Annotated in this window: 23 protein-coding genes; 10 read left to right on the top strand and 13 right to left on the bottom strand. The window is 59.2% G+C overall.

Annotated features, from left to right (window positions below; translation table 11 throughout):
* Window positions 1-26: 26 nt before the first annotated feature.
* The 3 genes from MA04_RS01630 to serA are packed head-to-tail and all read right to left on the bottom strand — an operon-like array spanning window position 27 to window position 3,072.
* Window positions 27-425 carry a YcfL family protein gene (locus MA04_RS01630; RefSeq protein WP_022997419.1) on the bottom strand — a complete coding sequence of 133 codons (399 nt, stop codon included), beginning with the start codon at window positions 423-425 and terminating at the stop codon, window positions 27-29.
* On the bottom strand, window positions 422-1,789 hold the full coding sequence (locus MA04_RS01625; protein WP_262459230.1) for a COG3014 family protein: 1,368 nt from the start codon (window positions 1,787-1,789) through the stop codon (window positions 422-424). Before MA04_RS01625 ends, MA04_RS01630 begins: the two co-directional genes overlap by 4 nt.
* Before the next feature lie 53 nt (window positions 1,790-1,842).
* Complete coding sequence (gene serA / locus MA04_RS01620) at window positions 1,843-3,072, bottom strand: phosphoglycerate dehydrogenase (RefSeq protein WP_262459229.1); 1,230 nt, start codon at window positions 3,070-3,072, stop codon at window positions 1,843-1,845.
* 115 nt (window positions 3,073-3,187) lie between these two features.
* Here serA and MA04_RS01615 point away from each other — a divergent pair, with 115 nt between their 5' ends.
* Window positions 3,188-4,582, top strand: a complete 1,395-nt coding sequence (locus MA04_RS01615; RefSeq protein WP_163124805.1) for an FAD-binding oxidoreductase — start codon at window positions 3,188-3,190, stop codon at window positions 4,580-4,582.
* Window positions 4,583-4,622: 40 nt separating this feature from the next.
* Window positions 4,623-5,294, top strand: a complete 672-nt coding sequence (locus tag MA04_RS01610; RefSeq protein ID WP_163124808.1) for a fumarylacetoacetate hydrolase family protein — start codon at window positions 4,623-4,625, stop codon at window positions 5,292-5,294.
* A gap of 43 nt (window positions 5,295-5,337) precedes the next feature.
* On the opposite strand, the gene rloA3 is transcribed toward MA04_RS01610, so the two are convergent.
* From rloA3 to MA04_RS01580, 6 genes are all read right to left on the bottom strand, one after another.
* A complete protein-coding gene (rloA3, locus tag MA04_RS01605; RefSeq protein WP_262459228.1) occupies window positions 5,338-5,904 on the bottom strand; it encodes a retropepsin-like aspartic peptidase RloA3 in 567 nt (188 codons plus the stop codon).
* A 68-nt stretch (window positions 5,905-5,972) separates the two neighbouring features.
* Entirely contained in the window at window positions 5,973-7,844 is a 1,872-nt protein-coding gene (locus tag MA04_RS01600; RefSeq protein WP_262459227.1) for an MFS transporter, read from the bottom strand.
* A complete protein-coding gene (locus MA04_RS01595; protein WP_163124817.1) occupies window positions 7,845-8,453 on the bottom strand; it encodes a TetR/AcrR family transcriptional regulator in 609 nt (202 codons plus the stop codon). It lies immediately after the preceding gene.
* A gap of 78 nt (window positions 8,454-8,531) precedes the next feature.
* A complete protein-coding gene (locus tag MA04_RS01590) occupies window positions 8,532-9,164 on the bottom strand; it encodes an acyltransferase (protein ID WP_262459226.1) in 633 nt (210 codons plus the stop codon).
* A 68-nt stretch (window positions 9,165-9,232) separates the two neighbouring features.
* Window positions 9,233-9,958 (bottom strand): glutamine amidotransferase, encoded by a 726-nt coding sequence (locus tag MA04_RS01585; protein ID WP_262459225.1) that lies wholly within the window; start codon window positions 9,956-9,958, stop codon window positions 9,233-9,235.
* Between the two features lie 105 nt (window positions 9,959-10,063).
* Complete coding sequence (locus tag MA04_RS01580; protein WP_262459224.1) at window positions 10,064-10,630, bottom strand: DNA-3-methyladenine glycosylase I; 567 nt, start codon at window positions 10,628-10,630, stop codon at window positions 10,064-10,066.
* Between the two features lie 204 nt (window positions 10,631-10,834).
* Between MA04_RS01580 and glyQ the strand changes: the two genes are divergently transcribed.
* Entirely contained in the window at window positions 10,835-11,842 is a 1,008-nt protein-coding gene (gene glyQ, locus MA04_RS01575; RefSeq protein WP_163124827.1) for a glycine--tRNA ligase subunit alpha, read from the top strand.
* Complete coding sequence (gene glyS / locus MA04_RS01570; RefSeq protein ID WP_163124829.1) at window positions 11,842-13,914, top strand: glycine--tRNA ligase subunit beta; 2,073 nt, start codon at window positions 11,842-11,844, stop codon at window positions 13,912-13,914. Before glyQ ends, glyS begins: the two co-directional genes overlap by 1 nt.
* Here glyS and MA04_RS21825 read toward each other — a convergent pair.
* The 3 genes from MA04_RS21825 to MA04_RS01555 are packed head-to-tail and all read right to left on the bottom strand — an operon-like array spanning window position 13,895 to window position 18,457.
* Complete coding sequence (locus MA04_RS21825; RefSeq protein WP_262459223.1) at window positions 13,895-16,393, bottom strand: ATP-binding cassette domain-containing protein; 2,499 nt, start codon at window positions 16,391-16,393, stop codon at window positions 13,895-13,897. The genes glyS and MA04_RS21825 overlap by 20 nt on opposite strands.
* A complete protein-coding gene (locus tag MA04_RS01560; RefSeq protein ID WP_205475388.1) occupies window positions 16,390-17,274 on the bottom strand; it encodes a branched-chain amino acid ABC transporter permease in 885 nt (294 codons plus the stop codon). The genes MA04_RS21825 and MA04_RS01560 overlap by 4 nt, the downstream gene beginning before the upstream one ends.
* Window positions 17,275-17,287: 13 nt before the next feature.
* Window positions 17,288-18,457, bottom strand: a complete 1,170-nt coding sequence (locus MA04_RS01555) for an ABC transporter substrate-binding protein (RefSeq protein WP_262459222.1) — start codon at window positions 18,455-18,457, stop codon at window positions 17,288-17,290.
* 258 nt (window positions 18,458-18,715) lie between these two features.
* Here MA04_RS01555 and MA04_RS01550 point away from each other — a divergent pair, with 258 nt between their 5' ends.
* The 6 genes from MA04_RS01550 (at window position 18,716) to MA04_RS01525 (ending at window position 22,671) form a co-directional block, all read left to right on the top strand.
* Window positions 18,716-19,159: a nuclear transport factor 2-like protein gene (locus MA04_RS01550; protein WP_163124835.1), complete on the top strand. Its 444-nt coding sequence runs from the start codon at window positions 18,716-18,718 to the stop codon at window positions 19,157-19,159.
* 14 nt (window positions 19,160-19,173) lie between these two features.
* Window positions 19,174-20,097 carry a polysaccharide deacetylase family protein gene (locus MA04_RS01545; RefSeq protein ID WP_262459221.1) on the top strand — a complete coding sequence of 308 codons (924 nt, stop codon included), beginning with the start codon at window positions 19,174-19,176 and terminating at the stop codon, window positions 20,095-20,097.
* Window positions 20,094-20,861, top strand: coding sequence for a GntR family transcriptional regulator (locus MA04_RS01540; protein WP_163124839.1), 768 nt, complete (start codon window positions 20,094-20,096; stop codon window positions 20,859-20,861). The genes MA04_RS01545 and MA04_RS01540 overlap by 4 nt, the downstream gene beginning before the upstream one ends.
* A gap of 70 nt (window positions 20,862-20,931) precedes the next feature.
* On the top strand, window positions 20,932-21,483 hold the full coding sequence (gene gmhB, locus MA04_RS01535; protein WP_262459220.1) for a D-glycero-beta-D-manno-heptose 1,7-bisphosphate 7-phosphatase: 552 nt from the start codon (window positions 20,932-20,934) through the stop codon (window positions 21,481-21,483).
* A gap of 50 nt (window positions 21,484-21,533) precedes the next feature.
* Window positions 21,534-22,241: a lysophospholipid acyltransferase family protein gene (locus tag MA04_RS01530; protein ID WP_262459219.1), complete on the top strand. Its 708-nt coding sequence runs from the start codon at window positions 21,534-21,536 to the stop codon at window positions 22,239-22,241.
* Between the two features lie 67 nt (window positions 22,242-22,308).
* Entirely contained in the window at window positions 22,309-22,671 is a 363-nt protein-coding gene (locus MA04_RS01525; RefSeq protein WP_063141337.1) for an H-NS histone family protein, read from the top strand.
* A 100-nt stretch (window positions 22,672-22,771) separates the two neighbouring features.
* Here the strand turns inward: MA04_RS01525 and gyrB are convergent, their stop codons facing one another.
* Window positions 22,772-25,186, bottom strand: a complete 2,415-nt coding sequence (gyrB, locus tag MA04_RS01520; protein ID WP_262459218.1) for a DNA topoisomerase (ATP-hydrolyzing) subunit B — start codon at window positions 25,184-25,186, stop codon at window positions 22,772-22,774.
* Between the last annotated feature and the right edge of the window lie 6 nt (window positions 25,187-25,192).

Here is a 25,192-nt window from a genome sequence, read left to right as displayed (position 1 = left end):
TCGCGGGCATCCATTGGGTCGGGGCGTTATTCACGCACCCAGATTTCAAAGCGCACGGCACTGGGGTTGGGCGCCACCGCCTGTACATTGGCCTGACTGCGGCCGGCCATCACCAACTGGCGCCAGGGTTGGGATTGCGGCGCCAATTCAAAGCCTTGCTGGTCGAACCATTTGATCTTGTACTGGAAATCCAGTTCAAACTTCCAGCCGTTTTCCAACGTGGCCTGCATGTACAGCAGGTCATTGACCCGCTTGCGCCGCACTTCCTCCACCGACAAGCGGCTGGCCAGCAGGCTGTTATTGGAGTACAGCTGCAAATGCTCGCCGTCATCCGCCACTTCCAGGCGCGACATATTACTGGCCGAACATGCCGTCAGCAGCAGCACTGCCAGCATCGGCGCGACGCGGCAAAGAAAACGGGTCATAAGGGTCCCTCCTGAACGGGTAGCACTCGGGCGACCAGACGCCCGGCGCGTTCGGTCACGTGAATCAAGGTCAAGCCGCGTTCCACCACCGGTACGGTCACGCTAGCATCGCCCCCTGGGCCGCTCAACAGAACCTGTTGTTCCCCCACGGGCACGGTGATACGGCCGGCCTGGGCGTAGGCCGGCAAGCCCAGCCAACTGCGCCGGTCAGCCTGTTCGCTGATCAAATTGAACAGTTGCGTCAAAAAAGCCCCGGCGCCACCAAAGTCATCATTGGCTTTCTTTTGCAGATTATACTTGCCGGTGGCGCGCAGCACCTGACGAATCAGCATTCCCGGCGCCTGCTCCCGCAGATTTCGTGCCGCCAGGGCGCCGACATCCGCCAGTACCCGGGTTTGCGCGCTTTGCCCCGCAACGTGAAACGTCAGCGGCCGGGCCACGGATCCGGACGTCACCGAATAGGAAGGGAACGCCACCAGGAACAATCCATGCGGGGTGGGAATGGGCAGGCTCACTTCCTGCCGCGCCGGCACGTCGCCCTGTTCGTAGATCACCGCCACGGTGCCGATGCCGCGCTGGCGCTGGCCGTCCAGGGCCCGGGAAACCCGCTGCACGTCGGCCTTGAGCCAATCCGCCTCCGGATGCAGCTCCAACGCCTTCTTATAGTCCACCAAGGCGTCGTTATATTCGCCGTGAGCTTCCCAGAACAGCGCCGAGAGATAGAAGGTCCAGGCGTTCTGGAAGCTGCTTTTCACCGCGCCGGCGGCGAGGTCCAGACCTTCGAAGTAGCCTTGATACTGGGACAGGTCCAGGGGTGCGGTGTCCTCATCAGCCTTGGCCAACTCTTTCTCACGGTGCTGTTCAGCCATGCGTTGCGCTTGCGCGGCGCGGCGCAATTCCACCGCGGTCCCGGTGACATCCCCGGCGGCCCAGTAATTCAGCGCCTGATAGCTGTAGGTAAAAATACGTTCGTAATCCGGTGCCCGGTAGGGCAGAGCGTTGTCGTTGATCAGCAGAGCACCGGTCTGCGACGCCAGCCCGGTCACGCGGATCAGCGCCTGGGCATCGGTGTGCTCATAGTGATTGATGACATCGGCGAACACCGTCCGGCTGGCGGTGTCGTTGCCCAGGCGCTGCTGCAACAGCCCCAGTTCCTGCAGATAAAGCACTCCGTCGCGGCCTTTCCCGGCGCGTTCGAGGTGTTGAACTATGGAGGCGTTGCGGCCAGAGGCAGGATGGACCCAGGACTGGGCCTGACTCGGATAAGGCTGGAACAGGGATCCCATGGCACAGCCGGCGAGCCACAGCGGCAGCACCAGCATCAACCAGTGTTTTTTGTTCCCCCAAACACGGCCTGCTTCCATGACAGCCCTGAAAGCCAAAGGACCCGCCACCGGAAGTGGCGAGCCCGATCGGTTTAGAACAGCACCCGGGTGCGGATGGTGCCTTCGATGGTCCGCAGCTTCTCCAGAGCCAACTGACTGTAGCCCTTGTTCACGTCGATCACGACGTAACCGATATCTTCGTTGGTCTGCAGGTACTGACCACAGATGTTGATATCGTTCTCGGAGAAAATGGTGTTGATCTGGCTGAGAATGCCCGGGATATTCTGGTGAATATGCAGCAAGCGGTGCATATCCGGATGGGCCGGCAGGGCCACTTCCGGGAAGTTCACCGCGCTCAGGGTGGAGCCGTTGTCCGAGTAACGAATCAGCTTCTCGGACACCTCGGTGCCGATGTTTTCCTGGGCTTCATGGGTGGAACCGCCGATGTGCGGCGTGAGGATGACGTTATCGAAGTCCCGCAGCGGGCTGATGAACTCGTCATCGTTACCCTTCGGTTCCTCCGGGAAAACATCGATGGCCGCCCCCAGCAGGTGACCGTCCTTGATAGCAGCGGTCAGCGCTTCAATGTCCACCACCTTGCCGCGAGCATAGTTGATCAGATAGCTCTTCGGCTTCATCGCCCGGATCTGCTCTTCCTTGATCATCCAGCGGGTAGCCGGAGTATCCGGTACATGCAGGCTGGTCACGTCACACATGCCCAGCAGATCGTGAAGGCTCTGTACCTGGGTGGCGTTGCCCAGTGGCAGCTTCGGCACCACGTCGTAGAAGTACACTTTCATGCCCATGGATTCGGCCAGCACTGACACCTGGGCGCCGATGTTGCCGTAGCCGACGATCCCCAGCTTTTTGCCCCGGATCTCATAACTATCCTTGGCGGACTTCAGCCAGCCGCCACGGTGAGCCACCGCGTTCTTCTCCGGAATGCCCCGCATCAGGCTGATGGTGTGAGCGATCACCAGCTCCGCCACCGAGCGGGTATTGGAGTAGGGTGCGTTGAACACCGGGATGCCGCGTTTCAGCGCCGCCTTGAGATCCACCTGGTTGGTACCGATACAGAAACAACCCACGCCGATCAGCTTCTCCGCCGCCGCGAACACCTCTTCGGTGAGCTGGGTGCGGGAGCGGATTCCCACGAAATGGGCGTCCTTGATAGCGTCGGTCAAATCGCTGCCGGTCAGGGCCTTGGGCAGTAGCTCCACGTTGTGGTAGCCGTTCGCCTTCAGATTATCCACCGCGTTCTGGTGGATGCCCTCGAGCAGGAGAATGCGAATCTTGTCCTTCTCAAGAGAGGTATGGGCCATGGGTGGTCTCTATAGCGGGCTAAATGGGCGCGTATGGTATCATAGCGCGCCCCGGATGAGAGCCACCCGGACCGGTTGCCTTTTTCAAGTTGAGTTGAGGACTGTTGGAGTCGCCATGACCGCTTTAGCCCATGCCGCCCTGGAACACCTGACCGAACTGCTCGGTGCCCGCTGCCTGACCGATCAGGACAGCGCCCAGCGCTACGGGGTGGACTGGACCAAAGTCTGGGCCCCGGCCCCCAGCGCCGTACTGTTGCCGGAAACCATTGACGAAGTGCAGCAGATCGTCGAAATCGCCAATGAGCACGGTCTGCACCTGGTGCCCTCCGGCGGCCGCACCGGTCTTTCCGCCGGCGCCGTGGCGGCGTCCGGCGAGCTGGTGGTGGCCTTTGACCGGATGAACAAGGTGCTGGACTTCAACGCTTATGATCGTTCCGTCACGGTCCAGCCCGGTGTGATCACCCAGCAACTTCAGGAGTACGCCGAGCAGCAGGGCCTGTTCTATCCGGTGGATTTCGCCTCCGCCGGCTCCAGCCAGATCGGCGGCAACATCAATACCAATGCCGGCGGTATCAAGGTGATCCGCTACGGCATGACCCGGGACTGGATCACCGGCCTGAAGGTGGTCACCGGCAAAGGCGAGCTGCTGGAGCTCAATAAAGGACTGATCAAGAACGCCACCGGTTACGACTTCCGCCACTTGTTCATCGGCTCGGAAGGCACCTTGGGCTTCGTCGTGGAAGCCACCGTCAAGCTGGCCCGCCAGCCCAGAAATCTGACCGCCCTGGTGCTGGGCGTGCCCGGCTTCCAGGAAGTGATGAAGGTATTACACGCCTTTCAGTCCGAACTGGACCTCACCGCCTTCGAATTCTTCTCCGACAAGGCCATGGCCCACGTGTTGGCGCACGGCGTCTCCCGTCCCTTCGATACCGATTGCCCGTTTTATTGCCTGCTGGAATTCGAACAGGTCTCCGAACAAACCGCCGACCAGGCAATGGCGGTGTTCGAGCGCTGCGTGGAACAAGGCTGGGTGCTGGATGGCGTGATGAGCCAGTCGCTGCAGCAGCTGGATCAGCTGTGGCAGTTGCGCGAGCGGATTTCCGAATCCATCGCGCCGCACACCCCGTACAAGAACGATATTTCGGTGACCATCGACAAGGTGCCGGAGTTCGTTGAGGCGGTGGACAAGGTGGTCCAGGACGCCTATCCGGATTTCGAGATCGTCTGGTTCGGCCACATCGGCGACGGCAACATGCACCTGAATATCCTGAAACCGGAAGCGCTGCCGAAAGAAGATTTCTTCGAGAAGTGCAACAACGTTTCCAAGTGGGTATTTGAAATCGTGCAACGCTACAACGGCTCCATTTCCGCGGAACACGGTGTCGGCATGACCAAGAAGCCCTACCTGGGCTACTCCCGCAGCCCCGAGGAAATCGCTTATATGAAGGCGGTGAAACAGGTCTTCGATCCGAACAACGTGATGAACCCGGGCAAGCTGTTCGACCTGTAATCCCGTCGACCGCCGACCCCCTTTTTTCAGGATTATCGTGATGACGCAAAACTACCTTCACCGTTGGATCGACGGCTCAACCATGGATATGCCGGTGGGCAAAGTGGTGTGCGTGGGACGTAACTACGCCGAACACGCCCGCGAACTGGGTAACGAAGTGCCGGAACAACCCTTGCTGTTCATGAAACCCGCCTCCGCCCTGGTGAGCCTGCATGAGCCAGTGGTGCTGCCCAAAGGGCAGGGGGAAGTCCATCATGAAGTGGAAATGGTGGTCATGGTCGGCAAAACCCTCAGTGGCGAGACCGATCCCGACCGGGTCCGCTACGCCATCGCCGCCTATGGCGTGGGGCTTGATCTGACCTTGCGGGACTTGCAAAGCACCCTGAAGGCCAAAGGGCATCCCTGGGAACGCGCCAAGGCCTTCGACGGCGCCGCTCCGGTGTCCGGCTTCGTCGACGCCCGTGGTATTTCCGTGCGCCAGAACCTGGAAGTGTCACTGGAAATCAACGGCGAAACCCGTCAGCACGGCCACACCGGGCAAATGCTGTTTCCCACCTTTGAGTTGATCGCCCACATCAGTCAGACCTTCCGCCTGGATCCCGGTGACCTCATTTTTACCGGCACGCCCAGCGGTGTGGCGGCACTGAATACCGGCGATCAGCTGACCGCCCGGCTGGGCAATATCGTTCAGGTATTTTCGGAAATCGCTTAACTCGCCAAGGCTGGCCGGCGCCTGGCGCCGGCCAGACCAATCATCAATCGCCGATATCCTCGTCGTCTTTCTGATCCTTGTTGTGCTTCACTTCGGAGTTCTCGTCGCAGTCAGGCGAGTTCTGGAAAGTACTGGTGACGTCCAGCAAGCCCAAGTGCTGAATAGTGCGGCGCCCGAGGAGCACCGGGTACAGCATCTCACTGCGGTCGCGAAGACTGAACTGCTCTTCGTACACGGTATCGCCCATACAGATCTTCATCAGAACCACCGGGCGCTCATCCTTGCCGCCGGCGCCGCGCACGGTCAGATCCCGGAACAGCGGCTTTTCATATCGGCGTTCCACCTTTTTGCCGCCGTCATCGTCTTCCACATCCACGGTGAACCGCACCCAATCCTCACCGTCCTTGGTGAAATTTTCGATATCGGTAGCCTGCATGGAGGACGTCAAAGCGCCACTGTCCAGCTTGGCTTTCATCTCCACATCCCAGGACTCAATGGTGGTTTTCTCCACCCATCCGAACACCGTTTTTCCATCCTGGTCCGCCTGTGCCGTGACGGTGGAAACCAAGGCCACCATCATGATCAGGGCAGCACTGGAAATTCGTCTCATTGATCGGCTCCTTTTGTATCTCTATGGCGTTGTCCGGAAATAGACTCGTGGTGGACCACTTCGTTCCCTCATGGTCGTTCGCGTAATGCCAACACCGCGCTTCGCATGGCTTGCGCATCCACGGCCTCCGGTGCCACCGGTTCACCGACGGCGAGTTTGACCCGTGACCAGAAGCGCCGCGGCATGCGGGTAAGGGCCGCACCACCTTTATGACTGAAGAAACTGCCCCACAAACCGGATAATGCCATGGGCACCACCGGTACCGGGGTTTCCTTAACGATTTTTTCCATTCCGCTCTTGAATTCACCCACTTCGCCATCCGGTGTCAAGCGGCCTTCCGGGAAAATGCATACTACCTGACCATCCGCCAGTTCTTCACGTACCCGGCGGAAGGCCTGCTCATAAATGTCCGGATGTTTTTCCTTGGAAGCAATGGGAATGGTCTTGCCAGTGCGGAAAATATAATTCAGCAAAGGCATGTCGTAGATCGGCTTCGCCATCACGAAACGGATCGGCCGGCGAACCGCTCCGGCCAGCAACAGCGCATCCGTATAACTGATGTGATTGCATACCAGCAAACAAGGCCCTTCCTCGGGAATGTTTTCCAGCCCCTTGTGTTTCACCCGGTAGATGGTGTTGGTCAGCATCCATACCAGAAGACGGATAAGGAACTCGGGCACCACGGTATAGATGTAGAGCGCCACCACCACGTTGGCCAACGCCAGCGCCAGGAAAAACTGGGGCACGGTGAGATCCAGAACACCGACGAAAATAATTCCCGCCGCCGCCGACGCCACCATGAGCAAGGCATTGAGAATATTATTGGCGGCGATAATGCGGGCCAGATGTTTCGGATTGGAGCGTTGCTGTACGAAGGCAAACAATGGCACGATATAAAAACCGCCAAATATACCAACACCAAGTAAATCGGCCATGATCCGATAACCGCCGGGCTGTTGCAGAAATTCCGTGATCGAAAGCTGGCCGCTCAGAGTCAACGAGGTGTAGGAGAAAAACAAATCGATACCGAAGACACTGATACCAATGGAACCCAGCGGAACCAAACCCAACTCCACCCGCTTTCCGGATGCTTTTTCACAGAAAAATGAGCCCAGGCCAATGCCGATGGAAAAGGTGGCCAGCAACAACGCGTACAGACCCTCGGTCCCCATCAGATAGTCATCCACATACACCTTCAACTGCGTGGTGTAGGCGGCACCGAGGAACCAGAACCAGGAAATACCCAGCACCGACATCCATACCGATTTCACCTCGCGGGCGTAGCCGACGATGTGCCAGGTTTCCTTCCACAAATTCCAGTTCAGACGCAGGCCCGGGTCCGCCGCCGGCGCTTTGGGAATACCCAGGGAGAAAAGAAAACCCAGCACCGCCAGGCCAATCACCGCGGTGCTGATCACCAGCGGCGTATTGCCGCCCATCTTCAGCATCACACCGGAAACCGAGCCGAGCAGAATCGCCAGAAAGGTGCCCATTTCCACCAGCGCATTACCTCTCACCAGCTCTTCATTGGGCAAATGCTGAGGAATGATCGAGTACTTGATCGGCCCGAAGAAAGTGGACTGCAACCCCATGAAGAACAGCAGCACCAACAGGCCGTAAACCGCGTCGAAGTAAAACCCCAGCGCGGCGCAGCTCATGATCATGATCTCCGCGAACTTGATCCAGCGGATCAGACGGGCGCGGTCAAACTTGTCGGCGATTTGTCCGGCAAGGGCGGAGAACAGAAAGAACGGAACGATGAACAAGGCCAGTGCCACGTTATTCAGCGTATTGACTTCGGTTCCCACGACCACGCCGGAGGCGATCAGGAGAATCAGCCCCTGACGAAAGACATTGTCATTGAAAGCGCCAAGGAACTGGGTTCCGAAAAAAGGTCCGAACCGGCGTTTGAACAACAAGGAAAACACGCTCTTTCCCATTTATTTTTCTCCTTCCCTGGCGCATGACGACAGATAGTGATCGAGCAGCGATTCCAGCATCGCTTCCGGTGCCACGTCGCCGGCCACATTCAGTTTGTTTTCCACATGCAGCAAACAAATTCCGTGCACGCTTCCCCACAGTGTTCTTGCCATTACCTGCCTTTGCCGTTGATCCGCCGCCGGCACCCAGTCCTTCAACTGAACTTCCACTTGCTCGAACATGTGCCGGGTACGATCGACATACCAGTCCGGCACCGGGGCCTGGTTCGCCATGCGATGGCTGAACACCAACTGCCAAAGGGCGGTGTGCTCCCGGGCCAGGCGCAAATATTCAAACGCCATGGCTTTCAGTACCGCCATCGGATCACCATGACCGGCGGCCTGATCAATGCGGGCATTCAGCGCATCCAGAGTTTGTGCATTCAGATGCAGAATCAGATCATCCAGATTGACGAACAGGTGGTAAAGCATGCCAGGGGTATAGCCCAGTTTCCCGGCGATCTGGCGAACACTGAAATTATCCACCCCTTCCCGTTCCACCAGATCCGCCAACGCCTCAATGGCCATGGCCCGCAGTTCTTCCTTGCTATGCTGGTTACGCCTCGCCATTTCACCACCTCCCCTTAAACACCGTTCATTTGGCCTAGAATGCAACATTAATGAACGGTGTTCAATACCGTGATGCAATTACCCCTTGATACCTTCTTCCGGCGGCGCCCCCGGCCGGCGGCCTATGGGACGCGCCGGGTTGCCCGCCACCACACACCAGGGCGGTACATTCCGGGTTACCACCGCCCCCATCGCCACCACCGCATGGTCGCCAATCGTGATGCCGTCGACGATGCCACAACGGGCACCCAGCCAGACATCCCGGCCAATACGAATGCCCCGGGAGGTCACCGGCTGCTCGCGGACCAGGCTGGCGGCCTCTCTGCCGTGATTGAAGGCATAAAGAGTAGCGTAGGCGGCAATGCGGGAATGATCGCCGATCTCGATACCGGCGGCCCCACCTTCCAGGGTGGCATGATGGTTGATGCTGACATGGACCCCGAGCCGGATCGGGCCATGCAGCACGGTGTCGGCGGCGATATGACTGTGATCGCCAACATGGATATCGCGGCCCGGCTCGGCGAACAGGCACGCCTGCGGTGCGACAAAACAGTGCTCCCCGAAACGCACCGTTTCGAGGCGCTCCAGCTCCTCTTGCACCTTTTTCTGCCAGGGTTCCGCCCAGGCCCGGTGCCGGGGCTTGAGCCGGGGGTACAGCCAGGGCATATACGCCAGACGCAGTTTGTGTTGTTCGCGGTAGGAGTCGCTCATGGCCTTGATGAAGAAACACGGGATACCGGCATCCTACACCAAGCGCCGGCCGCCGGCCGCCAGCTTGCCTAGGCAGCGCAAAGATCCTGTACCAGTTGTCCGAATCGGCTCAGTACTTCATTGGCACCAGGGCATTCCCGGACTTCGGACATGGCGTCCGCGGCGCGCTGATCACTGATACTCCGGCCACGCAAGGCTTGCAGGTAAGCCCGGCTAATATCGGCGTTGAATTCCGGATGAAACTGACAGCCCCACACCCGTTGCCGATAGCGGAACGCCTGGCAGGCGTCGTGGCCATTACTGGCCAGTACCGACACTTCCGGCGGCGCCACCAGCACCGATTGCTGGTGCACCATCTGCCCCCACGGCTGCTCGCAAAGGCCGGCAAACAGAGGATCCCTGGCCGCTTCCGATGCCATTCTCAGCGCCACCGTGCCCACTTCCATACCCTGTGGATGGTCTCCCACTTCACCACCAAGCAGTTTCGCCAACAATTGATGGCCAAAACAGATCCCCAACACCGGCAACGCCGCCGGATGGGTAATGGCGTCATCCAGCCAATCGGTCAGGCGCACCATCCAGGGCGCCTGCTCGGTCACCATGGCGTGGGAGCCGGTGATGACCACCGCCGCGATACGGTCCGGCGACGGCAACGGCACCGGCTCACGCACATCACATACCTGCACGGCACAGCGATCACCGAGCCCCCGCGCGATCCAGTCCTCAAAGTCCCCGTAATGCTCGATCAATTCGGGGTAGGTGCTGCCGGCCTTTATAATCAACACCGGTTTCATGGGAGCCTCCTTCACCAGTCCCTGGGTTGCGTTCCCCAGTGCCTCAGCAAAGCTCATACCAGCTCTGACGCCACCGTTGTAAAAGTTTTCAATTCGACCGGATTTTCACCCGTCCGCCAGCTGCCGGTGACGCGGACAGCTGATCAGATGGTCGTTCACCAGGCCGGCGGCCTGCATGAAGGCGTACATAATGGTCGGGCCGACGAAACGAAAGCCTTTTTTCTTCAGTTCCCGGCTCATGGCTTCGGCGGTGGGGGTAACCGCCGGCACGTCGGACAGCGACCGATGGCGGTTAACCCGGGGAGTGCCATCGACAAAGCCCCACAGCAGGGCATCCAGGGTCTGGCCTGCCTCACGCAGGTCCAGATACGCCTGGGCGTTACTCACCGCCGCCTTCATTTTCAACCGGTTGCGGATCAGTCCCGCATCCTGCAGCAGTTGTTCCAGTTTGCGCTCGTCATAGCGGGCGATCTTTTCCGGGTCGAAGCCATCCAGGGCCCCCCGGTAGTTCTCACGCTTGCGCAATACCGTGATCCAGCTGAGGCCGGCCTGCGCTCCCTCCAGAAGCAGGAATTCAAACAATCGGCGATCATCGTGTTCCGGTACCCCCCACTCCTGATCGTGGTAAGCCACGTACAGGGGGTCGGTACCGCACCAGGGGCATCGTTCCATGGGCGATCTCGGTGAAAGACGGGAATGTCGGGTTCCGGGCCACGGTATCACCGGCCCCTGGGGAACGCTATACTTGCGGTCTTCGTTTCACGAGCCCGTCTCTCTCCCTCCCACACACGGGGCCAGCGCCACCGTGGAGGGCATGGCATCGCCGCCAGGAGCGCGGGCTCGCACCGGTGCACCAGCGGAATAACAGGAAGCGACATGGCGGATCAACCGCAAGCGGACGTGATGACCTTTCAGGGCCTGATCCTGGCCCTGCAACAGTATTGGGCCGAGCAGGGCTGTGTGGTCGTGCAGCCTTTGGACATGGAAGTGGGCGCGGGGACGTTCCACCCCTCCACCTTCCTGCGCGCCATTGGCCCGGAAAACTGGAACAGTGCTTATGTGCAACCTTCCCGGCGGCCCACCGACGGTCGTTATGGGGAGAACCCCAATCGACTGCAGCACTATTACCAGTTCCAGGTGGTCCTCAAACCGTCCCCGGACAACATTCAGGATTTGTACCTGGACTCCCTGCGCCTGCTGGGCTTCGATCCGCTGGTGCATGATATCCGCTTCGTCGAGGACAACTGGGAATCTCCCACGCTCGGCGCCTGGGGGCTGGGCTGGGAAGTGTGGCTCAATGGCATGGAAGTGACCCAGTTCACCTACTTCCAACAGGTCGGCGGCATCGACTGCTACCCGGTCACCGGCGAGATCACCTATGGCCTGGAGCGTCTGGCCATGTACATTCAGGGCGTGGACTCGGTGTACGACCTGGTCTGGTCCGACGGCCCATTCGGTAAGGTCAGCTACGGCGACGTTTATCTGCAAAACGAAGTGGAGATGTCCACCTTCAACTTCGAGCACGCCAACGTCGAGGAACTGTTCAAACAATTCGACCTGTTCGAATCCGAGTCCACCAAGCTGATCAGCGCGGGCCTGCCGCTGCCCGCCTACGAGTACGCTCTCAAGGCTTCTCACACCTTTAACCTGCTGGACGCACGCAAGGCCATCTCGGTGACCGAACGTCAGCGCTTCATTCTGCGTGTGCGCACCCTGGCCCGGGCCGTAGCTCAGGCCTACTTCGATGCCCGCCGTAAACTGGGCTTCCCCATGGCCGATCCGGCCATCCGTGCGGAAGTGGAAGCCGAGCTGGCAAAGCAGGATGAGAAGGCGGCAGGAAAAGCGCCCGCCGAGAAAGGCAATAAAAAGAAGGGGAAGAAATAATGTCCCGGGATTTACTGATCGAGCTGGGCACCGAGGAGCTACCCCCGAAGGCGCTGCCGACCCTGAGCGCGGCGCTCACCGAGGAGTTCCTGCGGCAACTGGACGAGGCCGGACTGCAACACGGCGAAGTGGAAAGCTTCGCCGCACCGCGCCGGTTGGCGGTGCTGGTGCGTGACCTGGACGAAAAACAAGCCGACCGGGATATCGAACGTCAGGGCCCGGCGGTGCAGGCGGCGTTTGATGCCGACGGCAATCCGACCAAGGCCGCCCAGGGCTTCGCCGCTTCTCTGGGGCTGACCGTGGACCAGTTGGACCGCCAGGACACCGGTAAGGGCGAACGCCTGATTGCCCGTATCACCGAGGAGGGCAAGGCCACCACCGAGCTGGTGCCGGCATTTTTCGCCCAGGCGATCCAGAAGTTGCCGATTCCCAAGCGCATGCGCTGGGGCAGCCGCAAGGTACAGTTCGTTCGCCCGGCACATTGGCTGGTGGCCTTGTTCGGCGAGGAAGTCGTACCGTTCGAGCTGCTGGATCTGCAATCCGGCCGCACCAGCTATGGCCACCGCTTCCACGCGCCGGGAGCCATTGAGCTGAGCCAGGCCGGTGAATACGCCGGGCGCCTGGAAAATGAAGGGCATGTGATCGCCGATTTCGACCGCCGCAAGGCGATGATCGAAGAGCAGACGATCACCGCGGGCAAGCAGGCCGGCGGTACCGCGCGGATCAATCCCGATTTGCTTGACGAAGTAACCGCCCTGGTGGAATGGCCGGTGGCGCTGACCGGCGGCTTTGATGAGGACTTCCTGCGCGTGCCCCAGGAAGCGCTGATCAGCGCCATGGAAGAGCACCAGAAATATTTTTCCGTGCTCGACGCCGATGGCAAGCTGATGCCGAAATTCATCACCATCAGCAACATCGAGTCCAAGGACCCGGCCCAGGTGATCGCCGGTAACGAGAAGGTGATTCGGCCGCGGCTGGCCGACGCCGCCTTCTTCTATGATAACGACTGCAAGAAGACCCTGGTGCAACACGCCGAGGGGCTGGCCCAGGTGGTGTTCCAGCAGCAGCTGGGGACGGTGGCCGACAAGTGCCAGCGTATCGGGGCCCTGGCGGCCGTGATCGCCGAACAAACCGGCGGCGACAGCGCGCACGCCAGACTGGCGGGGGAACTCAGCAAGGCCGACCTCAATAGCGAAATGGTGTACGAGTTCGACACCATGCAGGGCATCATGGGCTATTACCTTGCCCAGCGTGAAGGCCAGCCCGAGGACGTGGCCGAAGCGCTGTACGAGCAATACCTGCCCCGTTTCGCCGGCGACAAGCTGCCACAAAGCAAGACCGGTATGGCGGTTTCCCTGGCCGACAAGATCGATACGCTGGTGGGGATCTTCGGTATCGGCCAGAAGCCCAGCGGTACCAAGGACCCCTATGCACTGCGGCGGGCCACTCTCGGTGTTCTGCGCATCATCATCGAAAACCAGCTGGAACTGGATCTGCGCGACCTGCTGGATCAGGCCGCCACCCAGCTTGGTGATCGCATCGACGCCGCTCAGGTCGACGAAGCCTTCGATTTTATTAAGGGCCGTTACCGCGCCATGTATCAGGAACAGGGCATCGCCACACCGGTGATCCTGTCGGTGCTGGCCATCGAGGACGCCTGCCGCAAACCGCTGGATTTCGATCGCCGGGTGAAAGCCGTGGCCGCGTTCCAGCAGCGGGAGGAAGCTCAGGCTCTGGCCGCGGCCAACAAGCGGGTCTCCAATATTCTGGCCAAGCTGGAACAAGCGCCGCCGGAAGAAATCGATGGCGCACTGTTGGAAGACGAAGCGGAACAGGAACTCACCAATCTGGTGGTGGCCGCCTACGAACAGTCCGAGCCGCTGCTGGAGCAGGGCGACTACCAGGCGGTGCTGGAACTGCTGGCGGAGCTGCGTGCCCCGGTGGACGCCTTCTTCGAAAGCGTGATGGTGATGGCCGAGGACCCGGCGGTTCGTGACAACCGCCTGGCCCTGCTGAGTTTCCTGCGCGATCTGTTCCTTAACGTGGCCGATATCAGCCTGTTGCAGGAGTAGGCGCGGCGTTGCCCAGATAGGCGTTGGCGAGATCCACGTTCGCGCGGATCTCGTCCGCCGTCCCTTGCGCCACCACACGACCGCCTTCGATCACGTAGGCGCGATCCGCCAAAGCCAATGCCAGTGCCGCCATCTGATCCACCAGCAAAATGGTCATGTCCTCCCGCCGCAGCTGATCCAACACCTCGAACAGCTCGGCGATGATCTTCGGTGCCAGTCCGAGAGACGGCTCATCCAATAGCAGCACCCTTGGCTTTGCCATCAAACCGCGGGCCAGTGCCAGCATTTGCTGTTCACCTCCGGAAAGTAGCCCGGCACGCTGGTGTTGGCGCTCGCGCAGACGAGGAAACCGTTCCAACATACCTTGCACGCGGACTTCACGGTCCTCAGCGTGAAGGAAGCCGCCAAGGCGGATGTTATCCAGCACCGACAATTCGGGAAAAACCTGCCGGCCTTCCGGCACCAACACCACGCCCCGACCGGCAATTTTCTCCGCCGGCATGGTGTTGAGCACCTCGCCATTGAGATGCACGCCACCGCTCTGGGCCGGATGCAATCCACTGAGCACCCGCATCAAGGTGGATTTGCCGGCGCCATTGGCCCCCAACAGCGCCACCATTTCGCCCTGGCGAATTTTCAGATTGATACCGTGCAACACCGGCTCGGCACCGTATCCCGCTACCAGACGGCTGACGCCCAGCAGCTCGGGACCTTGTGGAGGGTCACGGCTTTCCGTGACCATCAGATCCCCGCTGTCACCGAGATAGGCTTTACGGACTTGCGGATTGGCCTGTACCTCCGCTGCGTTGCCCGTGGCCAGCAGGGTACCGGTATCCAGAACAATGACCTGGTCGGATACCGACATCACCAGTTCCATGTCGTGTTCCACCACCAGGACCGCGATACCGGCGGCCGCGACCGCTTTGAGCAGATCCCCCAACTGGTCGGTATCTTCCCGCGACAAACCGGCGGCGGGTTCATCCAGCAACAGCACTTCCGGATCCAGCGCCAGTGCCCGGGCGATCTCCACCAGGCGCCGGTCCACATGCGGCAGTTGCGAAGCGGGCAGGGTGGGATCGCCATGATAGCCACAGAACGCCAGCAGGGCGCGTGCCCGCTGGCGTACCGTCCGGGAACGGAAAGGCCCGCCAGCGAGCACCGTTCCCAAATGACCCCGGCAGGCTGCCAAAGCGACGTTGTCCTCCACGGAAAGTGAATCGAACAGCTGCGACGTTTGGTAGGTTCTTGCCACCCCACGGCGGGCGATGCGCCACGCCCCCTCGGTTTGCAGAGCGGCATCGGTCAGAGAAAAGCCACCGTCCGTGGGCCGGTAAAACCCGCTGAGCATATTCAACACCGTGGTTTTGCCGGCGCCATTGGGACCGATCAAACTGGTCACCGCCGCCGCTGGCAAATCCATATTCAAGCCGCTGACCGCTTTGACGCCACCGAAGGTCATGCTCAGCCCCCGCACTTTCAAACCATGACGAGGGCGCGCATCCAGCACGGGGGCGGCATCATCACTGGGAAGCGGGCTGGTGGCGCCGTTCCCGGCACGCCGGCCCATCCAGGCCGTCAGCCAGCCCATCAAACCATTGGGCGCCACCAGCAAGACCACCAGCAACAGGCCACCAAAGAACAGCAAGCGATGGGACTCCAGGGACGCCAGCAGTTCCGGCAGCACCCCGAGAATAATGGCGCCAATCACCGGCCCGGCGATGAACCCCGCGCCACCAATGATCACCACCAGTACGAACAGAATGGATTGCATGAAACTGAAAGTATCCGGCGTTACAAAGCCGGACAGAGGCGCGAATAGCCCTCCGGCCAACCCGGCCATCAGCGCCGACAGCGCGAAGGCCATGGTTTTTGCCGCCAGTGGATTAATGCCGACGGATTCCGCCGCCACCTCGCTGTCCTTGACCGCCCGCATGGCCGCACCCCAGGTGCCGCGGGAAATCAAAGCGTAAACCAGCAACATTGCCGCCGCCGTCAGCACGGCAAGTACCGCGATGTTCTGCTCGGGGCTCCAGTCTTTATGAAGAACAGGCGCCGTCACCCCCATGATGCCGTTCTGACCACCGGTGACCCCTTCCATTTCGATTACGGCATGCTGAACGATAAAGCTGAAGGCGATAGTGATCATCGCCAGATATGGCCCTTTGGCCCGCAATGCCGGCAACGCCACCAGAGCCCCGGCGATGCCGGAAAACAACGCCCCTACCAGCCAGGCCGGCCAGAACGACCAGCCCGCCTGTGTGGTGAGCACCGCCACCGTGTAGGCGCCAATGGCATAGAATCCCACGTGGCCGAAAGAAATCTGCCCACTCAAACCCAACAGAATGTTCAGACCAACGCCTACAATGGTGATCAGAGCCACATTGGCCAGCACGAACACGTAATAGCTGTTCAAGGAGAAAGTGCAAACCATAGCCACCGCCACCAGGGCAGCCAGCAGCATCACATGTGGGTACTTCATACTTTCTTCACCCCGGCCCGCCCGAACAAACCGTTGGGCCTCAGCGCCAGCGCCACGATCACCAAGGCAAAGGTAATGATGTGGGTGTAGCCGGAGCCCAGCGTCACCGTGATCAGACTCTCGGCCACACCGAACAGCAGACCGGCGACCATGACGCCCCAGGGACTGCCGATACCGCCGAGAATAGCCACTGAAAACGCCTTGAGACCGAACAATGTCCCCATGTCGGAATTCACATTGGACAGCGGCGCGATCATCATGCCCGCCACCCCGGCCAGCAAAGTGGACAAGGCAAAAGCCCCCGCGATGGCCCTCCCGATGGGAATTCCCATCAGACGCGCCGCATCCTTGTTCTGCTCGGTGGCCAGCAACGCCGTTCCCCAACGGGTATAGCGTGCTACCCCGTGCAGCACCAGCGCCAGCGACAGCCCCACCAACGGAATGATCAATTGCAACGGATACACCGCCAGATTCACCCCCGCCACCTCCAGCGGCGTAATCGCCAGCGAGGAGGGCAGGCTGCGCGGCTCACGGCCGAAAGTGTGCATGACCAGGTTATCCAGAACGATGCCCAACGCCACGGTGGACATCAGCCAGGCGTCAGAGCCGCGCCGGGTAAACGGCCGTACCGCGAGAAACTCCACCACCAAACCGTAGAATGCGCAGCACAGCAGCGCCATCGCCACCGCCGGCACCAGCGGCCATTGCAGGGTCTGGGAAAAGGTGAAGCACAACACCGCGCCGAGCATCATGGAGCTGCCCTGAGCGAAGTTGACCGTCCCCGATACCGCGTAGGTGATGTAAAAACCCAGCGCCATCAGGCCATACATGCTGCCCATGCCAAGGCCACTGATCAGCGCCGATACCAGCTGAATATCCATGTTCGTCCCTTGCTTACTGCGACAACACCACCGGAACGATCCGGTTGTCGATGAACCGGGCCCAGACGTAGTCGTCGGCGCTCAAGGCATCATGAACTTCAGGGGAGAAGGGTTGCTGGTAGCTCTTAATCAGTCCTTGGTATTCCTTGATCTTGAAGAAACCTTCCCGGATCGCTTCCCCCTCGGTGGAACCGGCCTCGTTGATGGCTAGAGCGGCCAGATGCAGGGCGTCGTAGGCATTAGCCACCCCCACCGCCGGAGTAATGTCTTCCGGGCCACTGATGTCCTTGTATTTTGCTTTCAGTGCGGCGATGACTTTTTCTCCCGCTGGGGATTGGTCACCGAAGAAGCTGTAGGTTTGGATAAAATGCACTTTTTCAGAACCCGGCCCAGCCAGTTCGGTGAAACGGCCACCGGCGGGGCCCCAGTGAGACACCACCGGCACATCCCAGCCCATGCGGCGCAGGGATTTCACCACTTGAGCGGAAGGTCCGACGTTGCCGACCAGGCAGATAGTATCGACACCGGCGTCACGCAGACGGGTCAGCTGTGGCACCAGGTCCACTTGATCGCCATCGAATTTCTCGCTGGCCGCCGGTTCCAGACCTTTATCCTTGAGCGCGGCCACCAGCCCCTTTTGATTGGACTCTCCCCAGGGGTTGTTCACCATCATCAGGCCGAACTTCCGCGCGCCGAAATTTTTCTGTGCGTACTCCACCATGGCAATGTCAACGATCTCGTCCATCGCCGAAACCCGGAACACGAAGTTGGGATCCGCGCCGTTTTTGGTGATCGGCGTGCCCGCGGCCCAGGGCCCCACAAAGGGCATTTTCGCCTGGTTGACCAAGGGCACTATGGCCATCGATACCGGGGTGTCCAGGCCACCGAACAAGACCGCCACCTTCTCCTTATGGATCAGTTCACGCGCCGCCACCACGCCTTTGGCGGGATTGGCCTCATCATCCCGGCGCACCAACACCAACGGTCGGCCATCAAGTACGCCACCGGAAGCATTGATCTCATCAATAGCCACCTGCAAACCACGGGTGATCGATTCACCGGCCTGGGCGGACTGTCCGGACAAAGCGGTGATCAATCCGATCTTTACCGGCTCATTCGCCAAAGTACCACCGGCCATCAGGCACAGTACCAATGCGGCCCATTTCTTTACTGCACGAAGCATGGCTTCCCCCTTTTGCTGAGTTAGGGCGGTTCCGCCCGACACCGCTAACAACGCAAAGGGCATGCCATTTTACTCGCCGCTCAGGTTGGGCATGCATATTGCTTTATTTTTTGTCGTCACCTAAGTCATTAATTGACGACAAAAAATAAGGAAGAATGGCGACGATCCATGAGGCCTGAAGCGGCCGACATCGTGTCATTCAAGCTACCGAATCACCGCTGGACACAGGCCATGCCTGCGCAAAAAGAGGGAGAAAACATGACCGACGCACCAAACTGGGACAAAGAGATCAAGCATCTCGATCTTTCCGATCCTGCCGGGCTCGTGGACGCCTACCTGATTATCCTGATGAAACCGGATCCGGATAGCGCCCGCCGCTTCGTTTCCCCGGAACTGAGTATTCGCTTCACCGGCAACCGCCCGATGACCGACCCAATGGACACAACCGCCTTCAACAAAGGGCGTTATGCCTGGGTAAAAAAACGCTTTGAAGCCACCGAGGTGATGAGCGGCGGGACGTTACAGTACGCGGTGGTATACAACCGGGGCACGCTCTATGGGGAATGGCCGGATGGCACCCCGTTCGAAAATAATCGCTACGTGGACCGGTATGTGATTCGCGATGGGCTGATTACCGAGATGGATGTTTGGAACGACAGCGCCGAATGGCTGCTGGTACGTGCTGGACTGGCGGAACTGTGAAACGGGACACCACCATGGATTCTGCTTTCGCTCCGCTGTCCCACCATGGGCGCTTTCCTTATTCGGCCATCACCCAACGCCGTGATTTCCACTGGCCCGAAGGCAAACGGCTGGCGGTGTACATCGGTTTTAATGTCGAGCATTTTGCTTTTGGGGAAGGACTCGGTGCCAAACTCGGAGCGGCTTTCAACGAGCCGGACGTGCTCAACTACTCCTGGCGCGAGTACGGCAACCGGGTGGGTGCCTGGCGCTGCCTGGAACTGTTCGATCAGCTCGAAATGCCCACCGGCCTGATCGCCAACACTGCCCTGTACGATCATTGTCCCGATCTGCTGCGAGCTTTCCAGTGTCGAGGCGATGAGATCATCGCCCACGGCCACAGTAACGCCTATCACCAAGGCACCTTGAATGAAGAGCAGGAAGCGGCACTGTTGTTGCATTGCCGGCAGCGCATCGAAAAAGAATCCGGCCAGCTCCCCACGGGCTGGCTATCGCCCTGGATCGGGGAGTCGCATCTGACCCCGGATCTGTTGAAGGAAACCGGTTACCGCTACACCCTGAATTGGAGCCATGATGATCAGCCCGTGCCAATGCGTACCCGTAACGGCGGGCATCTTTGGGCGGTGCCGTATCCGCAGGAGGTCAATGACATCCCGATGATCATCGCCCGCAAACTGGACGGCAGCCCGTTCGCCCAAATGATCATCGACCAGTTCGACGAGATGCTTCGGCAGTCCGATCAGCAACCACTGGTAATGGGCATCGCACTGCATCCCTATTTGGTCGGACAACCCTATCGTCTGCGCCATCTGCGCCGCGCTCTGGAACATATACAGCGTCATCGCGAGGCGATCTGGATGACCACGCCGGGACGAATCTGCGATCATATGGACACGATCATGCCCCCGGACCAGGAAAGGGATCAGGAAAGGGAATGAGTTCAACCGCCACCAAATCGAACGGCCGCGGGCGTCCCAAGGTGCGGCCCTCTGTTCTCGGTAACCGCAAGCCATCGGCTCGGGCCTCCGCCGCGGAAAAGGAACAGGACATCTATGACGCCATCGTCGCCAGTGTCATGGGGCAGAGATTGAAACCCGGCACCAAGCTACCGGAACTGGCGCTGTGCGAATTATTCGGAGTCGGCCGGTCGCTGGTGCAAAAGGTACTGCAAAGACTGGCCCACGACCACGTGGTACAGCTTCGCCCCAATCGCGGCGCCATTGTCGCCATGCCTTCACCGGAGGAAGTAGGCCAGCTGTTCGAGGCCCGACGTGCCCTGGAAGCCTCGGTACTGCCACTGGTGGCGGAGCGCGCAGCCCGTGCCGACTACGCTTCTCTGCGGCGACAGTTGCGCGAAGAGCACAAGGCCATGCATCGTTATGCACAGACGCAATGGGCAGGCCTTGCCAGCGCCTTCCATCTGCGCCTGGGGGAGCTGTCCGGCAACCCGATCCTCTATCGCTATTTATCGGAGATCATTTCCCGCTGTTCGCTGGTGGTGGCGTTATTTCAGCCGCCGGGCAACGCCACCTGCGAACATGAGGAACATGTCCGGGTGGTGGATTACCTGGAACAGGGCAATGTCCGCGCCGCACAAAGGGAAATGAAGCGGCACCTCATCGATCTGGAACACCATATTCGTCTGGTGGAAGAAAGCACGGATCAGAGCCTGGCGGACATACTTGGCCTGGCCGCGGAGTAATCCTCCTTCCCATACCTTGTCGCTGCGCCGGGAGCTTTCTACACTGGGGCCCTTTTACGGGTAGGCCTCAATGACCAACAAGCTGATCATTCTCGACCGGGACGGCGTTATCAATGAAGATTCCGACGCCTACATCAAAACCCCCGGGGAATGGATTCCAATCGTCGGCAGCGCCGAGGCCATCGCCCGTCTGAATCGCGCCGGCTATCGGGTGGTCGTCGCCACCAACCAATCCGGCGTAGCGCGAGGCTATTACGATTTGACCACCCTGGAGGCCATTCATCAACGTATGACAGCGCATCTGTCCGACCTCGGTGCCCATTTGGACGGCATCTACTTTTGCCCCCACGGCCCCGACGACGGTTGCGATTGCCGTAAGCCTCTCCCGGGGCTGATCGACCAAATTGTTGCCGATTATGGCGATGTCACCTCAGTGCCCCTGGTCGGTGATAGCCTTAGAGACCTGCAGGCCGGAGTGACCCGTGGCTGCCGGCCAGTTCTGGTGCTCACCGGAAAGGGACGGAGCACTCAGGCAAAAGGCCTGCCCCCCGAGCTGGGCACGGTGGAGGTGTACGACTCCCTGGCCCACTTCGTCGACCATTTTCTCAAGGACCCTGAATGAGCGGATTTCCGCGTAATGCCCGGGTAACCTGGAATATCCGGGTACGCAGCTTGTTGTTTTTCCTGCTCTATAACCTCGCCGGTATTATTCACAGCGTTATCTGTGTATTGATCGGCCCGTTTCTGTCTTTCAAGAAAAGGCATGTCCTGGTTAACCTCTGGACCCGATTCGCCATGTGGCTGCTGCAGAGGCTCAATGGAGTACGCTTCAAGGTAGAGGGGCGGGAACACCTGCAAGGCCAGGCCGCGGTGATTATCAGCAACCACCAGAGCAGTTGGGAAACGTTTTATCTGCAGCTATTGGTGGGACCTCAAGCCACGGTACTGAAAAGAGAACTGTTGTGGCTTCCCTTTTTTGGTTGGGCTCTGGCATTGCTAAAACCCATCAAAATAGATCGGAGAAAGGGCAGGGCGGCTCTGAAGGCGGTAGTGCAGCAAGGAGAAGACCGTCTGCGCTCCAACATACCCGTGGTTATTTACCCCGAGGGGTCACGGCAACCACCAGGACATATCGGACACTTCAACAGTGGCGGCGCGCTGCTGGCCAGCCGTTCCGGTTTTCCGGTGATAGCGGTCAGCCATAATAGCGGCGACTGCTGGCCAGCCCGCTCTTGGCTGCGATTACCTGGCACTATTACCCTTCGAGTGAGTCCGCCGATGGATACCCGGAATAAAGACGCTAAAACCGTTACCCGGGAGGTAAAACACTGGATTGTGACGAATTACCCGGGAGAATTGGACAAAATGGATAACGATTAATTGCGTTTCAATTGTAGAGTATTTAAAGTCCTGGCTGAGTTGATTTAACCAAGAAGGAACGCCAAGAATGACTATTAATATCGACGACCTTTCCGTCGCTGAATTGGAAAAGCTGATCAAGCAGGCGGAAAGAAAGCTGGAGAGGAAACGCCGGGAAGCAGTGAAAAACGCTCAGGCGGAAATCGAGAAGATCGCCAAGGACCTGGGCGTCTCCGTTGAAGATCTTCTGGACGATAAAACCACCGGTCGTAAAAAGGCCGCTCGCAAAGCCACTCGTAAGAAAACCAAGGCGGCTGTCCGTAAGCCGGCCAAGATTAAATACCGCAATCCGGCGGACAGCTCTCAGACCTGGACCGGCCGCGGCAAGCGCCCTGTATGGCTGCGAGAGGCGTTGGAAAAAGGCGGCAAGCTGGAAGACTACGAGGTCTGATTTCTCACCAGCAGGCACCTTCTGACACGGCAAGGGCTCCCATTGGGAGCCCTTTTCGTTGGTATCCGCGGAAGCAAGGGCCATCAACCCCGCCGGCCGGTCAGATATCCAGGTTGGATACGTACAAAGCGTTGGACTCGATGAATTGACGCCGGGGGTCCACATCGTCGCCCATCAGGGTAGTGAAGATCTGATCCGCCGCGATGGCGTCTTCCACTGTTACCTGCAACATGCGACGGGACTCCGGATCCATGGTGGTTTCCCACAATTGATCAGCGTTCATTTCACCCAGGCCTTTATAGCGCTGTACGTTAATACCGCGACGGGCTTGTTGCATCAGCCATAGCATCGCCTCGGCGAAATCCCGAATCGGACGACTCGCCTCACCCCTCACCACCTTGGCGTCATCGGCCAGCAGGCCTTCCAGTGTTTCCCCCAGCCTCGCGATGCTTTGATAGTCCGGCGACTCCAGAAAATCCAGGGTGACTTGATACTCGCGGACTATACCGTGAGCGAGTACTCGCACACGTGGCAAGAACAAGCCTCGCTCCATATCTTTCTCGGCGCTGATGGTGAACTTCTGGATGTTATTCCCCAGATTTGCCAGGCGCGCTTGCAATTTAGCGCACCAGTCCACCATGAAAGCCTCATCTTCCAACTTGCCTTCATCGATGCTGGGCAGATAAATCATCTCCTCCAACACCTGAGCCGGGAACACCCGTGACTGACGCTCCACAAGCTTCATGACTTTCCGGTATTCGCCAATCAGATTGGACAGAGGCTCCCCACTGATCGGCGGCGCCTCGTTGCCGGGGTAGAGCGCGGCCTTATCCAGAGCCAGGGTGGTCAGATACTCATCCAGGGCCGGATCATCCTTGATATAGGTTTCCTGCTTACCCTTTTTCACCTTATAGAGAGGAGGCTGGGCAATATAAATGTGGCCACGGACAATCAGTTCCGGCATCTGCCGGAAGAAGAACGTCAAAAGCAGGGTACGGATGTGAGAACCGTCCACGTCCGCATCCGTCATGATGATAATGCGATGATAGCGAAGCTTATCCGCATCATACTCATCCCGGCCGATTCCACAGCCCAACGCCGTGATCAGCGTCGCCACCTCCTGGGATGAGAGCATCTTGTCAAAGCGGGCTTTCTCCACGTTCAGGATCTTACCCTTCAACGGAAGGATAGCCTGATACTTACGGTCCCGGCCCTGTTTGGCGGAACCGCCCGCGGAATCACCCTCCACGATGTACAACTCGGATAGGGCGGGGTCTTTCTCCTGGCAATCCGCCAGCTTCCCGGGCAGCCCGGCGATATCCAGAGCCCCTTTACGGCGGGTCATTTCCCTGGCCTTACGTGCGGCATCCCGGGCCCGGGCAGCATCGATAATCTTCTGAACGATGTTCTTGGATTCGACCGGATGCTCCAGCAAAAAGTCCTGAAAACGCTCCGTCATGGTCTGTTCGACGGCGCTTTTCACCTCCGAGGACACCAGTTTGTCCTTGGTTTGGCTGGAGAACTTGGGGTCAGGCACCTTCACCGAAATAACCGCGGTCAGTCCTTCCCTGGCATCATCACCGGAAGGATTGGCCTTCTCCCGCTTCAGGAAGCCTTCTTTCTCCATATAGGTATTCAAGGTTCGGGTCAGGGCCGCTCTAAATCCAGCCAGATGGGTACCGCCGTCCCGCTGGGGGATATTATTGGTGTAGCAGTAGATGTTCTCCTGATAGGAGTCGTTCCACTGCATCGCCACTTCCACGCCGATGCCATCTTCACGATCCACCTGGAAGTGAAACACCTGATTCAGCGAGCTCTTGTTCTGATTCAGATAAGTAACGAAGGCACTGAGACCACCTTCATACTCGAATACATCCTCATCACCGCTACGCTCGTCCAGAAGATGGATGCGAACACCGGAATTAAGGAAACTCAGTTCTCGCAGGCGTTTAGCCAGGATATCGTAATGAAACTGGATATTATTGAAGGTGGCGGGAGAAGGCCGGAAACGAATGGTGGTACCGCTGCTTTCCGTACTCCCCACCACGTCCAGGGGCTTTTCCGGAACCCCGTCATGGTATACCTGCTCATGCACTTTGCCATGACGACGAATAGTCAGTTTCAGGGTTTCGGACAGGGCATTCACTACTGAAACCCCCACCCCGTGAAGTCCACCGGACACTTTGTAGGAGTTGTCATCAAATTTTCCACCGGCGTGCAGCACCGTCATAATCACTTCGGCCGCACTGATACCTTCCTCCGAGTGGACATCAACAGGAATACCGCGCCCATTATCCGTGACTGAAACGGATTCATCGGGATGAATGATGACTTTGATCTCGCTACAGTAGCCGGCCAGGGCCTCATCGATGGAATTATCCACGACTTCGAAGACCATATGATGCAAGCCGGTGCCGTCATCCGTATCGCCAATATACATGCCGGGCCGCTTGCGAACGGCATCCAGGCCCTTGAGAACCTTGATGCTGGATGAATCGTAGCTGTTTTCCGCCATTTTCTT

This window comes from Alloalcanivorax balearicus MACL04 (genome assembly GCF_025532145.1).
GTDB classification, from domain to species: Bacteria; Pseudomonadota; Gammaproteobacteria; order Pseudomonadales; family Alcanivoracaceae; genus Alloalcanivorax; species Alloalcanivorax balearicus.
Note: the sequence above shows the minus strand (reverse complement) of the source record. Positions and strands in the feature narration are given on the sequence as shown.

What these genes read in the sequence shown, in the direction of transcription:
- MA04_RS01630 (WP_022997419.1), bottom strand. Translation starts at nt 425, where the DNA reads ATGACCCGTTTTCTTTGCCGCGTCGCGCCGATGCTGGCAGTGCTGCTG.
- MA04_RS01625 (WP_262459230.1), bottom strand. Translation starts at nt 1,789, where the DNA reads ATGGAAGCAGGCCGTGTTTGGGGGAACAAAAAACACTGGTTGATGCTG.
- serA (WP_262459229.1), bottom strand. Translation starts at nt 3,072, where the DNA reads ATGGCCCATACCTCTCTTGAGAAGGACAAGATTCGCATTCTCCTGCTC.
- MA04_RS01615 (WP_163124805.1), top strand. Translation starts at nt 3,188, where the DNA reads ATGACCGCTTTAGCCCATGCCGCCCTGGAACACCTGACCGAACTGCTC.
- MA04_RS01610 (WP_163124808.1), top strand. Translation starts at nt 4,623, where the DNA reads ATGACGCAAAACTACCTTCACCGTTGGATCGACGGCTCAACCATGGAT.
- rloA3 (WP_262459228.1), bottom strand. Translation starts at nt 5,904, where the DNA reads ATGAGACGAATTTCCAGTGCTGCCCTGATCATGATGGTGGCCTTGGTT.
- MA04_RS01600 (WP_262459227.1), bottom strand. Translation starts at nt 7,844, where the DNA reads ATGGGAAAGAGCGTGTTTTCCTTGTTGTTCAAACGCCGGTTCGGACCT.
- MA04_RS01595 (WP_163124817.1), bottom strand. Translation starts at nt 8,453, where the DNA reads ATGGCGAGGCGTAACCAGCATAGCAAGGAAGAACTGCGGGCCATGGCC.
- MA04_RS01590 (WP_262459226.1), bottom strand. Translation starts at nt 9,164, where the DNA reads ATGAGCGACTCCTACCGCGAACAACACAAACTGCGTCTGGCGTATATG.
- MA04_RS01585 (WP_262459225.1), bottom strand. Translation starts at nt 9,958, where the DNA reads ATGAAACCGGTGTTGATTATAAAGGCCGGCAGCACCTACCCCGAATTG.
- MA04_RS01580 (WP_262459224.1), bottom strand. Translation starts at nt 10,630, where the DNA reads ATGGAACGATGCCCCTGGTGCGGTACCGACCCCCTGTACGTGGCTTAC.
- glyQ (WP_163124827.1), top strand. Translation starts at nt 10,835, where the DNA reads ATGGCGGATCAACCGCAAGCGGACGTGATGACCTTTCAGGGCCTGATC.
- glyS (WP_163124829.1), top strand. Translation starts at nt 11,842, where the DNA reads ATGTCCCGGGATTTACTGATCGAGCTGGGCACCGAGGAGCTACCCCCG.
- MA04_RS21825 (WP_262459223.1), bottom strand. Translation starts at nt 16,393, where the DNA reads ATGAAGTACCCACATGTGATGCTGCTGGCTGCCCTGGTGGCGGTGGCT.
- MA04_RS01560 (WP_205475388.1), bottom strand. Translation starts at nt 17,274, where the DNA reads ATGGATATTCAGCTGGTATCGGCGCTGATCAGTGGCCTTGGCATGGGC.
- MA04_RS01555 (WP_262459222.1), bottom strand. Translation starts at nt 18,457, where the DNA reads ATGCTTCGTGCAGTAAAGAAATGGGCCGCATTGGTACTGTGCCTGATG.
- MA04_RS01550 (WP_163124835.1), top strand. Translation starts at nt 18,716, where the DNA reads ATGACCGACGCACCAAACTGGGACAAAGAGATCAAGCATCTCGATCTT.
- MA04_RS01545 (WP_262459221.1), top strand. Translation starts at nt 19,174, where the DNA reads ATGGATTCTGCTTTCGCTCCGCTGTCCCACCATGGGCGCTTTCCTTAT.
- MA04_RS01540 (WP_163124839.1), top strand. Translation starts at nt 20,094, where the DNA reads ATGAGTTCAACCGCCACCAAATCGAACGGCCGCGGGCGTCCCAAGGTG.
- gmhB (WP_262459220.1), top strand. Translation starts at nt 20,932, where the DNA reads ATGACCAACAAGCTGATCATTCTCGACCGGGACGGCGTTATCAATGAA.
- MA04_RS01525 (WP_063141337.1), top strand. Translation starts at nt 22,309, where the DNA reads ATGACTATTAATATCGACGACCTTTCCGTCGCTGAATTGGAAAAGCTG.
- gyrB (WP_262459218.1), bottom strand. Translation starts at nt 25,186, where the DNA reads ATGGCGGAAAACAGCTACGATTCATCCAGCATCAAGGTTCTCAAGGGC.